Source organism: Pseudomonas sp. SA195 (genome assembly GCF_054131565.1).
In genome coordinates this window covers 4,001,077-4,015,266 of the sequence record NZ_CP096392.1, presented here as the reverse complement: position 1 = coordinate 4,015,266, position 14,190 = coordinate 4,001,077, and the positions used below count along the sequence as shown (strand labels likewise).

14 protein-coding genes are annotated in these 14,190 nt (G+C 63.9%); 10 read left to right on the top strand and 4 right to left on the bottom strand.

Features of this window, described 5'->3' with window-relative positions; all coding sequences use genetic code 11:
* The first annotated feature begins 11 nt into the window (after positions 1-11).
* The 5 genes from dadA to M1D78_RS18780 all read left to right on the top strand — a co-directional run bounded on the left by dadA (position 12) and on the right by M1D78_RS18780 (position 3,517).
* A complete protein-coding gene (gene dadA, locus M1D78_RS18800) occupies positions 12-1,310 on the top strand; it encodes a D-amino acid dehydrogenase (RefSeq protein WP_437421480.1) in 1,299 nt (432 codons plus the stop codon).
* Positions 1,285-1,641 (top strand): RidA family protein, encoded by a 357-nt coding sequence (locus M1D78_RS18795; RefSeq protein WP_437421479.1) that lies wholly within the window; start codon positions 1,285-1,287, stop codon positions 1,639-1,641. The genes dadA and M1D78_RS18795 overlap by 26 nt, the downstream gene beginning before the upstream one ends.
* Before the next feature lie 102 nt (positions 1,642-1,743).
* Complete coding sequence (locus M1D78_RS18790) at positions 1,744-2,292, top strand: cupin domain-containing protein (protein ID WP_457933158.1); 549 nt, start codon at positions 1,744-1,746, stop codon at positions 2,290-2,292.
* A 142-nt stretch (positions 2,293-2,434) separates the two neighbouring features.
* The gene (locus tag M1D78_RS18785; RefSeq protein WP_437421477.1) at positions 2,435-2,860 is read left to right on the top strand and encodes a c-type cytochrome; all 426 of its coding nucleotides are present in this window, start codon (positions 2,435-2,437) and stop codon (positions 2,858-2,860) included.
* Positions 2,861-2,998: 138 nt separating this feature from the next.
* Complete coding sequence (locus tag M1D78_RS18780) at positions 2,999-3,517, top strand: cupin domain-containing protein (RefSeq protein WP_437421476.1); 519 nt, start codon at positions 2,999-3,001, stop codon at positions 3,515-3,517.
* A 15-nt stretch (positions 3,518-3,532) separates the two neighbouring features.
* On the opposite strand, the gene xpt is transcribed toward M1D78_RS18780, so the two are convergent.
* From xpt to M1D78_RS18760, 4 genes are all read right to left on the bottom strand, one after another.
* Positions 3,533-4,105 carry a xanthine phosphoribosyltransferase gene (gene xpt, locus M1D78_RS18775; protein WP_437421475.1) on the bottom strand — a complete coding sequence of 191 codons (573 nt, stop codon included), beginning with the start codon at positions 4,103-4,105 and terminating at the stop codon, positions 3,533-3,535.
* Positions 4,106-4,295: 190 nt separating this feature from the next.
* Positions 4,296-4,886, bottom strand: coding sequence for a 3-keto-disaccharide hydrolase (locus M1D78_RS18770; RefSeq protein ID WP_437421474.1), 591 nt, complete (start codon positions 4,884-4,886; stop codon positions 4,296-4,298).
* A gap of 5 nt (positions 4,887-4,891) precedes the next feature.
* Entirely contained in the window at positions 4,892-6,511 is a 1,620-nt protein-coding gene (locus M1D78_RS18765; protein ID WP_437421473.1) for an alpha-amylase family protein, read from the bottom strand.
* 2 nt (positions 6,512-6,513) lie between these two features.
* The gene (locus M1D78_RS18760) at positions 6,514-8,049 is read right to left on the bottom strand and encodes an alpha-amylase family glycosyl hydrolase (RefSeq protein ID WP_437421472.1); all 1,536 of its coding nucleotides are present in this window, start codon (positions 8,047-8,049) and stop codon (positions 6,514-6,516) included.
* A gap of 170 nt (positions 8,050-8,219) precedes the next feature.
* Between M1D78_RS18760 and gap the strand changes: the two genes are divergently transcribed.
* From gap to M1D78_RS18735, 5 genes are all read left to right on the top strand, one after another.
* A complete protein-coding gene (gap, locus tag M1D78_RS18755; protein WP_437421471.1) occupies positions 8,220-9,239 on the top strand; it encodes a type I glyceraldehyde-3-phosphate dehydrogenase in 1,020 nt (339 codons plus the stop codon).
* Positions 9,236-9,826 (top strand): cyclodeaminase/cyclohydrolase family protein, encoded by a 591-nt coding sequence (locus M1D78_RS18750; protein WP_437421470.1) that lies wholly within the window; start codon positions 9,236-9,238, stop codon positions 9,824-9,826. Before gap ends, M1D78_RS18750 begins: the two co-directional genes overlap by 4 nt.
* A 399-nt stretch (positions 9,827-10,225) precedes the next feature.
* Positions 10,226-11,392, top strand: coding sequence for an iron-containing alcohol dehydrogenase (locus M1D78_RS18745; RefSeq protein ID WP_437421469.1), 1,167 nt, complete (start codon positions 10,226-10,228; stop codon positions 11,390-11,392).
* A gap of 4 nt (positions 11,393-11,396) precedes the next feature.
* A complete protein-coding gene (locus tag M1D78_RS18740; RefSeq protein WP_437421468.1) occupies positions 11,397-12,899 on the top strand; it encodes a CoA-acylating methylmalonate-semialdehyde dehydrogenase in 1,503 nt (500 codons plus the stop codon).
* A gap of 188 nt (positions 12,900-13,087) precedes the next feature.
* Positions 13,088-13,852, top strand: a complete 765-nt coding sequence (locus M1D78_RS18735; RefSeq protein WP_437421467.1) for an IclR family transcriptional regulator — start codon at positions 13,088-13,090, stop codon at positions 13,850-13,852.
* The last annotated feature ends 338 nt before the right edge of the window (positions 13,853-14,190 follow it).

The window sequence follows — 14,190 nt, the reverse complement described above, 5'->3', positions numbered from 1 at the left end:
GGGAGGCGGCGATGCGTGTTCTGGTGATGGGAAGCGGTGTGATCGGCACGACGAGTGCCTACTACCTGGCTCGGGCTGGTTTTGACGTTGTGGTGGTGGACCGTCAGCCAGCCGTAGCGATGGAGACCAGCTTCGCCAACGCCGGGCAGGTCTCGCCGGGCTACGCCTCGCCCTGGGCCGCACCGGGCGTGCCGCTCAAAGCCATGAAGTGGTTGATGCAGCGCCACGCGCCGCTGGCCATCAAGCTGACCGGTGACGCGCAACAGTATCTGTGGATGGCGCAGATGCTGCGCAATTGCACGGCGGCGCGTTATGCCGTGAATAAGGAGCGAATGGTGCGCCTGTCCGAATACAGCCGCGATTGCCTTGATGAGCTGCGTGCCGAAACGGGCATCCACTACGAAGGCCGGCAGCGCGGCACCACACAGCTGTTCCGCACCCAGGCGCAACTGGACAGCGCCGCCAAGGACATCGCCGTGCTGGAAGCCTCCGGCGTACCTTATGAATTGCTCGACCGTGCCGGCGTCGCTCGGGCCGAGCCGGCATTGGCGCAGGTCGCCGACAAGCTCAGCGGTGCCTTGCGTCTGCCCAACGACCAGACCGGCGATTGTCAGATGTTCACCACTCGGCTGGCGGATATGGCGCGTGAGCTGGGTGTGGAGTTCCGCTTCAACCAGAACATCCAGCACCTCGAATTCAGCGGTGACCGGCTCGATGGCGTGTGGATCGATGGCAAGCTGGAGCAGGCCGACCGCTACGTGCTGGCGCTGGGCAGCTACAGCTCGTCCATGCTCAAGCCGCTCGGCATCCGCGTCCCGGTGTACCCGCTGAAAGGCTACTCGCTCACCGTGCCGATCACTGATTCGGCGCTGGCTCCGGTGTCCACCGTGCTCGACGAAACCTACAAGGTCGCGATTACTCGCTTCGACGAGCGCATCCGTGTCGGCGGTATGGCTGAGATCGCCGGGCATGACCTGTCGCTTAACCCGCGCCGCCGGGAAACCCTTGAGATGGTCGTTGGCGATCTCTTTCCTCGGGGCGGTGATCCTCGCCAGGCGGAATTCTGGACGGGCCTGCGTCCTGCCACGCCGGACGGCACGCCGATCGTCGGCGCCACTGCCTACCGAAACCTGTTCTTGAACACCGGACACGGTACGCTTGGCTGGACCATGGCCTGCGGTTCGGGCCGCCTGCTCGCCGACCTGCTGGCGAAAAAGCGCACCCAGATCAGCACCGACGGCCTGGATATTTCCCGCTACGGCAAAACCAAGGAGCCCCATAAGCATGCCCATACAGCGCCTGCACACTAACGAACGGATGAGTCAGATCGTCATTCACGGCGACACCGTGTACCTGGCTGGCCAGGTAGGCGAGGACATGAGTGCCGGAATCGAACAGCAGACCCGCGAGACGCTGGTGAACATCGAGCGGCTGCTGGGCGAGGCTGGCACCGACAAGCAGCACATTCTTTCTGTGACTATCTATCTGAAGGACATCGACGCCGACTTCGCCGGCATGAACGCCGTTTGGGACAGCTGGTTGCCGGAGGGCGTCGCGCCGGCGCGGGCGACCGTCGAAGCCAAGCTATGCGAGCCGGAAATCCTCGTCGAGCTTTCAGTCGTCGCCGCACTGCCCACGTAATCCACGCACGCCGGGGCATTTCGTTCCGGCGTGTTGAAAATACTGAACGCCCTCGCCATCATAGCGGCCTCCATCATCCGCTCTTCATCGGGGGCTCCCGTATTGGACGTCGGCGTTCGACTGCAAACCATCCGCAAGCTCAAGGGCCTGTCCCAGCGTGAACTCGCCAAACGTGCAGGCGTTACCAACAGCACGATTTCCATGATTGAAAAGAACAGCGTCAGCCCCTCCATCAGTTCGCTGAAAAAGGTGCTGAGCGGTATCCCCATGTCCCTCGTGGAGTTCTTTTCGCCCGACTTCGATCAGGACAGCGATACCCAGGTCGTCTACAAGGCCGGCGAACTGATCGATATTTCCGACGGGGCGGTCAGCATGAAGCTGGTCGGCAAAGCCCATCCGGGGCGGGCCATTGCGTTTCTCGCCGAGACCTATCCGCCGGGCGCCGACACGGGCACCGACATGCTCTCGCACCAGGGCGAGGAGGCCGGCATGCTCGTCGAAGGGCGCCTGGAACTGACCGTTAGCGGCCAGACCTACGTGCTCGAAAGCGGCGACAGCTATTACTTCGAGAGCAGCAAGCCGCATCGTTTTCGCAATCCGTTCGACGCGCCTGCGCGGCTGATCAGCGCGACCACCCCTGCCAATTTCTAAGCCAGGGCACGGCGCTGCGACAAAGCGTCGCCTTGGCGGACGCCAGGGCATGGGTTGTTTTCGGCGGGGGCGGCTGCCGCTATACTGACCGCCGCTCGCGATACCGTGGCCGCGGGCGTGTCTAGCCACATGAGGGTGTAAGGTGAACCTGATTAAGAAGATCCTGGTAGCACAGACTGCCGTAGTGGCCCTGTGGGCAATGAGCGCTCAGGCTGCGACCAACGAAGACGCCATCGCCGAGCGACTCAAGCCGGTCGGTGAAGTCTGTATCCAAGGTGAAGAGTGTGCAGCCGCAGGCGCCGCGACCGCTTCCGCTGGCGGCGGTGCCCGCAGCGGTGAAGAAGTGGTCGGCAAGTTCTGCAACGCCTGCCACGGCACTGGCCTGCTGGACTCGCCGAAAGTCGGTGACACTGCCGCTTGGCAGGCTCGCGCCGACAAGGAAGGCGGCCTCGACGGCCTGCTAGCCAAAGCCATCTCCGGTATCAACGCCATGCCGCCGAAAGGCACTTGCGGTGACTGCACCGATGACGAGCTGCTTGGCGCCATCAAGCACATGTCTGGCCTGTAATCTGGCTGGGTTGACAGAGCCGCCTTCGGGCGGCTTTGTCGTTTCTGGGGGAGCAAAGCCCGCCGAATCCCGGTCGAAGGTGCATGATCATTGCCGAGGCCCGACCCGGTTGGCCTACGGCACAGCTACGAGGTGCTCATGCCCAGTTCCGCTCCACAGCCCGAGCAGCTGCACTTTTCCAGTGACGGCCGCACGCCCAATAGTCCACATCCCGTGCTCGTCTATCGCCAGTTACCGCTGGCCGACGCCGATTACGCCAGCGCGCTCGAAAACCTGTTCAACAGTCACCTGTGGCCAGCCCAGTGGCGAGCGGGTGTCTATGACTACCACCATTACCACTCGACTGCGCATGAAGTGCTCGGCGTGTCCCGCGGCTCGGCGCGCCTGATGCTTGGCGGTGAGCAAGGTCAGGAGGTAGAAGTGAAGGCGGGTGATGCGCTGGTTCTGCCTGCCGGGACGGGACATTGCCAGCTGAGCGCCAGCGAGGACTTCGAGGTGGTCGGCGGCTATCCGGTGGATCAGCAGTACGACTTGCTGCGGCCCGATGAAGGCAGCCATGCCGAAGCGCGTGCAAGGGTCGAGCGGGTTGGCGTGCCAGTGAGTGACCCGGTCGCCGGTACCCAAGGCGCGCTGGTAAGCCTGTGGCGCCGGGAGTGACCCGGCGTCGCCAGGTTATTCGACGAAAACGACCTTGCCATCGCTGAGCGCGGCGACGCGGGCCAGCGACTCAACGCGAAAGCCGGCTTCTTCAAGCTCACGGCGCCCGGCCTGAAAGGATTTCTCGATGACGATGCCGAGCCCGGCGATGCTCGCGCCCGCCTGCTCGATGATCGAGATCAGCCCCTTGGCTGCCTTGCCATTGGCGAGAAAATCGTCGATGACCAGCACCCGGTCGCTGGGCGACAGGTGGTGAGTGGAGATGGCGATGGTGCTCTCGACCTGCTTGGTAAAGGAATAAACCGAGGCGGTCAGCAAGTGGTCGGTGAGGGTGAGCGACTGGTGCTTGCGGGCGAAAATCACCGGCACGCCCAGCTCTAGCCCGGCCATGATTGCCGGAGCGATGCCCGAGGCTTCGATGGTGACGATCTTGGTGATGCCCTCATCACGGAACCGGCGGGCGAACTCCTGGCCGATCTGCTGCATCAGCACGGGATCGATCTGGTGGTTCAGAAAGGCGTCGACCTTGAGCACGCGGTCGGACAGTACGATGCCTTCATTGCGAATCTTCTGTTTCAGCTGTTCCACAAACGCGCTTCCTCAAGCGTGGGTGGCCCGGATTGCCTGACGAATCGGGGTGCTGAAAACCAGTTGGGCGCTGCGCCAATACGGCGAGCGCCCAGCTCGTTTCTATTCTGCTTCCGCTCGTCACTGCTTACCGCAGCCTGGAAAGCCGCGCATTCTCGCTCAATTCCATGCGCGGGTCCAAGTGGACCGTTCAGTCCGGTGTTTCTATCGACAGGCGGCGAAAGCTCGCCGCTTCGCCGTGGTGTTGGATCACTACGTGCCCTTCCTCAGCCTGGGCAAAGCGTGGATAGCCGCTGAATTTGCTGTTGGCGATGCGCTCGCGCAATGCAGGGTCATCGAGGCGATAGCGCAACACGCAGCGTCCGCCGAGCCAGTGCTCGACTTCGCCGTCACGCACGCTCAATGCGGCTTCGATGAACTGCCCTGCGGTGATCGGCGTCTCCAGCTCAGGCCGTAGCAGCCCGTACAGCGCACCGTTGCGCGTCGTCGGCTCGCGGCCGTCGGGATGGCCTTCGTCATCGAGCAGTTGCATCTCCGGCCCGCTGTGCCAGCTCAGCTTGGCGTCTTCTTCGACGCGACAGAACAACCCGGAATTGCCCGCGACTGGCAAGGCGAATTCCAGGCGCAGCACGAAGTCGCGGTAACGCTCGCGGGATATCAGATCGATCCGCCGCGTGCCGGCGATGGCATGGAGTTCGTCACCTGCCACGCGCCAGCAGTCATGGGGAAAATCGTCGCCGTGCCAGCCGCGCCACTGAGACGCATCGAGTTGCGTAATCATCCCATTCATCCAAACAGTTGCTGTTTACGCCGCAGCCAGCGGTAGCCGTACGGCCCTAGTCGGATCTTCAGCGGCGCGCCTTCAGGTTGGTCGTAATCGCAGTCGGCGAGCACATCGACCATGTCCTGCAGGTCGTCCGCTGTGATTTCAACCGTGGTTTCTTTGTCCGCCAGGTTGACCAGCATAAGCACCGTCGAACCGTTGTCGTGGCGAATGGCAAAGACGGCTGGGTCGTCGACCTCGACGGTAGAACGCTTTCCAATGCCGATCTCGCGCAGCCCGATCCGTGTGCGAATCATGTTGCCGGTGCGCGCCATCAGCGAGTCGCTGCGCAGGGTTTGGGCGAACACATTGATCTTGTCGAAGGCGAAAGGGCCTTCATCGATCAAGGGGGCGGCGAGCTCGCCGGTGGTGCAGGAGAATCCAGCGTTGGGCTCGTTTGACCATTGCATCGGCGTACGCACGGCCTGGCGCTCGGGGCGCTCCATGTCGTCGCCCATGCCGATCTCTTCGCCGTAACGGATGATCGGCGTGCCAGGTAACGAGAAGAGCAGGGCGTGGGTGGCGGCGATCCGGCGCTCATCACCGTCGAGCATGGGCGCGAGCCTTCGGCGGATGCCGCGGTTGTAAGCGCGCATCTTCGGGTCGGGTGCGAAGGTATCCATCACTTCATTGCGCTCGCTCTCGTCCAGCCGGTCGAGGCTCAGTTCGTCATGGTTGCGAATCCATAACGCATATTGCGAATGGCTGGGCGGCAGCGGCTGAGCGTTGAGCGCGCGAGTCAGGGGTTCGGCCTGTTGCCGTGCCAGTGCCAGGAACAGGTGGTTGTTGGTCCAGAAGTCCAGCAGCAGGGTGACGCGGTCGGCCTCGTCGCCGAAGTATTCGACGTACTTCTCCGGATCGGTGTCGATCTCGCCAAGCAGGACCGTTTCCGGCCGGCGCATGGTAACGAAGTCGCGCATGTGCTCAAGCAGCCAGTAGCCTTTCTTCAGGTCGCCGCCCCCGGCCTGGCGAACCATATGCACGGCCGCGTCGATGCGGAATCCCGAGACGCCCAGGCGCAGCCAGAACGACATGATCCGTTCGATCTCGTGAATCACGCGTGGGTTGGTCAGGTTCAGGTCGGGCTCGTGCTTGTAGAACAGGTGGCGGTAGTACTGCCCGGCTTCTTCGTCCCAGGTCCAGACGCTGTCCTCGACCGTCGGGAAGATCGGCTTCATGGCGTCATCTGGCTCGTCGGCCCAGATGTAATAGTCGCGGTAGGGCGAGTTGCGGTCGCGGCGCGCTTCCTGAAACCACTTGTGTTCAATGGATGTGTGCTGCACCAAGAGCTCGACGATGACGTGAAGACCCAGCTCCTCGGCCTTCTCCAGCAGCGCGACCATGTCGGCGAGATCGCCGAAGCGCGGCGCGATCTGCAGGTGATCGGTGACGTCGTAGCCCGCATCGAGAAACGGCGAGTCGTAGCAGGGCATGATCCACACCGCCGTCGCGCCCAGGCCACGGATGTAGTCCAGGCGTTCGGCAATGCCGCGTAGATCGCCGCAGCCGTCGCCATTGCTGTCGCGGAACAGGGCGGGATCGACCTGATAGATCACCGCGTTGCGGTACCAGAGTGGGCGCATGCTCAGTTCTCCGTTGGACGCAGGACGACGGCTTGCCCCGGGTTCAGGGTTCCGCCATAGGGCGCGCCTTCGCCGACCCCGTCGCTGGCGACTTCCACGCGCCAGTTGCCGGTGTGTGGGTAGGCGTGGGGTTGTTCGGCGAAGTTGATGCAGACCAGGCGGCAGTCGTCGCCAAGCCGTCGGCGATAAACCAGCACTTCGGGATGTGAAGGCAGCTCTTCGAAGTCACCGTGATGGAGCGCCGGGCTGGCTTTACGTGCTGCCAGCAGCCGTTGGTAAAGCGCAAACATGGAGTTCGCTGCACCGGTCTGTCGCTCCGCCGCCAGTTCGTCGGCTTCGGGTGGGAAAGGTAGCCAGGGCTCCGCGCCAGTCCATCCGTGAGGGGGCTCGGCTTGCCACGGGATAGGGGCGCGACAACCGTCGCGGCCACCCGGATCGACACGGGTTTCGGCAGTGATCAGCGCATCCTCCAGCCCCAACTCTTCACCCTGATAGATGAACGGTGTGCCGCGCAGCGTCAGCAGCAGCACCGCCGCGGCGCGGGCAGCCTGTTCGGAACCCTTGTACCGACTGCGCTGGCGCACGTTGTCGTGGTTGGACAGCACCCAGGTCGGCCAGGCTCCGGCCGGTTGCAGCCAGTGCTCGACCTCGCGGATGCAGGTGCGAAACAGCACCGGGTCCCAGGGCGCGTCGAGCGGGTTGAAGTTGAAGGCCAGATGCAGCTCGTCGCCGGCGCCGTAGTACTGCAGCACGCGCTCGGTGGAACGGATGTTCACCTCGCCGACCAGCATGCGGTCGCCGGGATAGCTGTCTACCAGGCGGCGCAGACCGCGGAGCACTTCATGACTGTAGGGTTGATCGTTGAAATCCGAGAGCGGTTGACCGGCCTGGCAGCGCGGGTCATCGGCGAAGCTCGGATCCTTACCGGTGCAGTGGATGACGTCGATACGAAAGCCGTCGACGCCGCGGTCGAGCCAGAAGCGCAGTACGTTGTGCATCGCCTCGATCACTTCGGGGTTGCGCCAGTTGAGGTCCGGCTGCTTGGGGAGGAAGAGGTGCAGGTAGTACTGCTGGGTGTGCTCGTCCCAGGTCCAGGCGCTGCCGGCACCCAGCGCGGCACGCCAGTTGTTCGGCTGATCGCGCCAGATATACCAGTCGCGCTTGGGGTTGTCCCGCGAACTGCGCGACTCGACGAACCAGGGGTGCTCGTCTGAGGTGTGATTGGGCACGAAGTCCAGCAGCACGCGAATGTTGCGGGCATGGGCTTCGGCGATCAGCCGATCGATGTCGGCCAGCGAGCCGAACAACGGGTCGATGTCGCAGTAGTCGCTGATGTCGTAGCCGGCATCGGCCATCGGCGAGCGGAAGATCGGCGATAACCACAGGGCATCGACGCCCAGCTGTTGCAGGTAATCGAGATGGCGCAGCACGCCGTTGAGGTCGCCGATGCCGTCGCCGTTGCTGTCGGCGAAGGAACGCGGGTAGATCTGATAGATGGTGGCGCCTTTCCACCAGGGTTGCCGGTTCGAATCGCTCATGCGCCTCCCCTTTCGGTTCGAGGGGCCGCGTTAGACGGCCCGTGAGGTTACGACTGACGAGCGGTGCGCGGGTTTCGCCGATCCGTTGATCTCCGTCGGGCGGTACTGAACGCGACCCCGGATACTCCGCCTAACCTTGCAACAGCCCACAACGTCACCAGGAGACCGCCATGTTGCGTATTGCCATCAATGGTTATGGCCGTATCGGCCGCGCCGTACTGCGTGCACTGTTCGAACGGAACCTCGAAAGCCAGATCCAGATCGTCGCCATCAACGACCTCAGCGAGCGGTCGGCGATGGTTCACCTGACGCGCTTCGACACAACCTTTGGCCGCTTCGGCGAACAGGTCGAATTGGACGGCGAGACGATGCGCATCCGTGAGCAGTCGATTCGCCTGCTTGCCGAGCGCGACGCCACTCAGCTCCCCTGGAAAGCGCTGGGCGTGGACGTGGTGCTGGAGTGCACCGGCAAATTCAAGAAGCGCGACATGATCGAGCAACACCTGCAGGCCGGAGCCGGTCGGGTGTTCGCCTCGCATCCGCTCGATGGTGCGGACCTGACGGTGGTCTATGGCGTCAACCATGAGCTGCTCGGCAGCCAGCGGGTGATCTCCAACGCATCCTGCACCACCAACTGCCTGGCGCCCCTGGCCAAGGTGTTGCACGAGGCGGTAGGGATTCGTCAGGGCCTGCTCAACACGGTGCATTCCTACACCAATGACCAGAGCTTGCTGGACAAGGCGCACAAGGATCTCTACCGCGCCCGCGCCGCCGCGGAATCGATGATTCCCTCGACCACCGGCGCGGCGAAGGCCATCGGTCTGGTGCTGCCGGAGCTGGCTGGCCGCCTGGACGGTTTGGCGGTGCGGGTGCCGACGCCCAATGTGTCGCTGGTGGACCTGACCTTCACTGCCGAGCGTGCACCGGGCAGCGTTGAAGCGATCAACCAGATCCTGCGTGACGGCGCGCAGAAGATGCCGCTCGGGGTGATGGAGTGCAACGACCTGCCGCTGGTGTCCCGCGACTTCTTCGGCCATTCAACCTCGTGCGTGGCGGACCTCAGCCATACCCGCGTCCAGGGTGATCTGGTCAAGGTGCTGGCCTGGTATGACAACGAATGGGCCTTTTCCAACCGCATGCTCGATGTCTTGCTGGCCTGGGGCAACCGCGCGGCACGCGACGGCCAATGAGCGAAGGCCACAGCGTCTGGGCCCAACCGCTGGCCGATTTCCGCACAGCGGCGGCGGCCGACAAACCGACGCCCGGTTGCGGTGCGGCGGCTGCGGTCACGGCCGACATCGGCCTGGCGCTGGTGGTGAAGGGGCTGCGCATCAGCGAGGCCCATGGCTCCGATGCGGCGCGCCGGCAGCTTATGCAACAAGCCGAAGCGCTGCTGGGCCGGCCGGGGACCTTCGCCGATGACGATATGCAGGCGTTCAGCGATTACCTGAGCGCGGCGCGCGATGGCGAGACTGCAGATAAGCGGGCGGCAGCGCGACAGGCCTGTGCCGTCCCGTTGGCGTTGGCGCATTGCTGCCTGGAGGCGCTCGACATCGCCGTCGACGCCTGGCCACGTACTGCCGCGACCGTGCAGAGCGACGTCCAGGCCGGTGCCGTCCTCATCCATGCAGGGCTCAGCGCGGCGCTGATCAACGTCGACGCCGATATGCCGAGCCTCGACAGCGCAGAGGCCCGCGAACAGGCCGGGCAGACTCGCCAGCGCCTGCAAGGCGACGGCGACGCGTTGCTGCGGCGCCTGGTCGATCCCGGCCGATAGCGGTTCGGCAAGCGCTCACGCTCTGTTGGGTTGTACCCATTCGTCACGCCAGCTATTGGCGTCCGTCCTGCTATTCACGAGCAAGCTCGCTCCCGCGAAACCGTTGGGCGACTTGGCTATCGAGCGACTATGCGGGTGACCATGGCCGGATCGATTCGCGAGGGGCCGCTTGCTAGCGAAGCGCTCACGGTCCCAACCATGTCCGCTGCCGGATCAACGAGTCAACCAATAACGAGAAAAAACGTCTCGTTATTGGTTGACGGCTGCGCGGATTGTTTTCTAGTCTCAAGCCCAAGTGAGACACGCTGTCTCACCATAACAATCGAGACCTGAGGTTTTCTCGTGCTTCGTCCGGCACTCGCCGGCGTTGTACGCGCACGCTGCCCACCGGAGAACATCATGAGCCATCGCATCGTCCTGCCGCGCCTGATGGAAGTCGGCGCCGGCGCCAGCCAGCAGATCGTCTCCGTCCTTCAGAATCTCGGCTGCAAACGGCCGCTGATCGTCACCGACCGGATGATGGTCGAGCTGGGCTATGTCGCGCGGATCAGCGAGACGCTGCGCAAGGCCGATATCTCCAGCGACTGCTTCGCTGACACGCTGCCGGAGCCGACCGCCGCCTCGATCCGGGCAGGCGTCGAGATGGTGCGCGCGGGCAGCTACGACTCGATCATCGCCCTCGGCGGCGGCAGCCCGATCGATTCGGCCAAGGCCATCGGCATCCTCGGCAAGTTTGGTGGCGAGATGCGCGACTACCGCTTCCCGCGCGATGTCAGCGAAGCCGGCCTGCCGCTGATCGCCATCCCGACCACGGCCGGGACCGGCTCGGAAGCCACGCGTTTCACCATCATCACCGACGAAACCAGCGACGAGAAAATGCTCTGCGCCGGGCTTGGCTTCATGCCGGTCGCCGCGCTGATCGACTATGAGCTGACCCTGTCACTGCCGCCGCGTGTGACCGCCGACACCGGCATCGATGCGCTGACCCACGCCATCGAGGCCTATGTCAGCCGCAAGGCCAGTCTCTACAGCGATGCGCAGGCGCTGCAGGCCATGCGTTTGCTGGCGCCGAACCTGCGCGCGGCCTACCACGAGCCGGCTAATCGTCAGGCCCGCGAGGCGATGATGCTCGGCGCGACCCTGGCCGGCATTGCCTTCTCCAACGCCTCGGTGGCGCTCGTGCACGGCATGAGCCGGCCTATCGGGGCGTTCTTCCACGTGCCCCACGGGCTGTCCAACGCCATGCTGCTGCCGGCAATCACCGCGTTCTCGATTCCGGCCGCGCCGGAGCGTTATGCCGACTGCGCGCGAGCCATGGGCGTGGCCGCGCAGACCGACAGCGTCGAGGCCGCGAATGAAAAGCTGCTAAACGAGCTGCGTATGATCAACAAGGAATTGCAGGTGCCCAGTCCCGAGCAGTTCGGCATTGCCCGCGAGCGCTTCTTCGAACTGCGCGAAACCATGGCCAAGCAGGCGCTGGCTTCGGGTTCGCCCGGCAACAACCCGCGCGTGCCTACCGAAGCGGAAATCATCGACCTTTACGAAACCGTCTGGAACCAGGAGTGAGCCCATGCAGACCCTCGGCAACCTGATCAACAACGAGGCCGTCGCCGGCCGCTCCGAACGCCACGCGACTGTTTACAACCCGGCCACCGGCGAGCCGCGTCTCTACGTGTCGCTGTCCTCGGCGGATGAAACCCGAGAGGCCATTGCCGCCGCCCAGGCCGCTTTCGACGGCTGGTCGAAGACGCCGCCGCTGGTGCGTGCCCGCGTCATGTTCCGCTTCAAGGCGTTGCTGGAAGCGCGCCGTGACGATGTCGCGCGGCTGATCTCGCTGGAGCACGGCAAGGTGTTTTCCGACGCCCAGGGTGAAGTCACCCGCGGCCTCGAGGTGGTGGAGTTCGCCTGCGGCATTCCGCATCTGCTCAAGGGCGAGTTCTCGCCCAACGTCGGGCGCGACATCGATTCCAACTCGCTGATGCAGCCACTGGGTGTTTGCGTCGGCATCACGCCGTTCAACTTCCCGGCCATGGTGCCGCTGTGGATGCTGCCGGTGGCCATCGCCTGCGGTAATACTTTTGTCCTCAAGCCTTCGGAAAAGGACCCGAGCGCCACCATGCTGCTCGGCGAGTTGCTGGCCGAAGCCGGGCTGCCGGCCGGCGTGCTGAACATCGTCAACGGCGACAAGGAAGCGGTGGACGTACTGTTGACCGACGAGCGTGTGCAGTCGGTGAGTTTCGTCGGCTCGACGCCGATTGCCGAGTACATCTACAGCACCGCATCGGCGCACGGTAAGCGCTGCCAGGCCTTGGGCGGCGCGAAGAACCACATGGTGATCATGCCCGACGCCGATCCGCAGCAGGTGGTCAGCTCGCTGATGGGCGCCGCCTACGGTTCGGCCGGTGAGCGTTGCATGGCCATCTCGGTGGCGGTCTGTGTCGGTGACGAGGTAGCCGACAATCTGGTCGAGATGCTCAAGGGCGAGATCGCGCAGATGCGCACCGGCCCGGGTACCGGCATCGAGCCTGAGCCGCACATGGGGCCGCTGGTCACCCGCGAGCACCAGCAGAAGGTGTCCGGCTACATCGATCTCGGTGTGGAGGAGGGCGCGACCCTGGTGTGCGATGGGCGTGGGTTGAAAGTTGAGGGTTATGAGAACGGCTTCTACGTAGGCCCGACCCTGTTTGACCGAGTCACCCCGCAGATGCGCATTTACAAGGAGGAAATTTTTGGGCCGGTACTGGCGGTCATGCGGGTGCAAACCTTCGACGAAGCGCTGAAGCTGGTCAACGACCACGAGTTCGGTAACGGCACCTCGATATTCACCCGTGACGGTGACACTGCGCGGCAATACGAGGAAGAGGTCAAGGTCGGTATGGTCGGGGTCAACGTGCCGATTCCGGTGCCGATGGCTTTCTACTGCTTTGGCGGATGGAAGCGCTCGATCTTCGGCCCGCTGAACATGCACGGTCCGGACGGCGTACGCTTCTTCACCCGCATGAAGACCGTGACCCGTCGCTGGCCGACCGGTATCCGTGCCGGCGCGGACTTCTCGATGCCGACGATGAAGTAAAAAAGCAGTATTCACGGGCTTTTCGTAGGAGCCAGCTTGCTGGCGATCGGGGTTGCGTCGATCGCCAGCAAGCTGGCTCCTACAAGAGCAGATTGCGTGTCTATCAAATCGGCGCTGGCATGCATGAGGTGCGGTGCCGGCGCCGATCACGGCTAGACACTTCTTTCATCAAAACGACAGGGCAGGTGATGCGCAGTCCCCCTCGTGAAAAAGGCTCCTCCATCACCCGTGTGCTGGAAATCATCGAAGCCGTGGCCGGCGCCGCGGAGCCGCTGACGCCCAGCGCGTTGGCGGAAAAACTGGATATTCCGAAGGCCAGCGCCCACCGCCTGGTGCAGACGCTGGAAAAGGAAGGCTTCCTGCAGTTCGGCCTGCGCGGCGGCCTGTTGCCGGGTGATCGGCTGCATACCACGGCGGTGAACATCCTCGGCAGCGGTCGGCACAAGGCCTTGCGTCAGGCGATCCTGCGGCAGCTGTCAGACGAGATTGGCGAAACCTGTGGGCTGTCCGTGCCCGATGGCCTGGATATGCTCTATTTCGATCGGGTGCAGACCAATTGGCCGCTGCAGATCAACCTGCCCATCGGCAGCCATACGCCGCTCTGGTGCACCGCCAGCGGCAAGCTCTACCTCGCGTCGTTGCCGGACGACCAGCTCGAACGCATCCTACCGCGCCTGCCGATTCGCCAGCTGGCGCGCAACACCCTCACCGACCTCAGCGCCTTGCGCGACGACTTGGTGCGGGTTCGTGAGGAGGATCTGGCGACCGATTCGGAGGAATTCATCGACGGCATGGTCGCCTGCGCCGTGCCGGTGCGCGATGGCCGCGGCGAGCTGAGCGCCTGCCTGTTTACCCATGCGCCGGTGATTCGTTGCTCGATGGAGTCGCTATTGGCGTTCGTGCCACGCCTGCGCACGGCAGCAAAGGAGCTGGAGGCGATTGTCGCCGGTTGATAGCCAACGAGGCACGCCGGACTACTAGACCGCCCCGGCCTGTAGGAGCCAGCTTACTGGCGATCAGCGGTCCCTGCACGCCATGATCGCGAGCAAGCTCGCTCCTACTTAAGCGGTGCGGTTTTAGCGCCCGGTCGGCATGGGCCATGCCAATCGTAGGAGCCAGCTTGCTCGCGACCCTGATGTCGGGCAGCTCGGAAGTCGCCTAGATCGCGAGCGAGCTCACTCCGACAGGCGCGCGTTGTATCCGGCGATGTGTCTACTGAACCGCGTGAAACTCCGCAAGCACGTAGGGTGGATGACGCTCTTCTCATCCACCGTATCCCATGTTGGTTGGC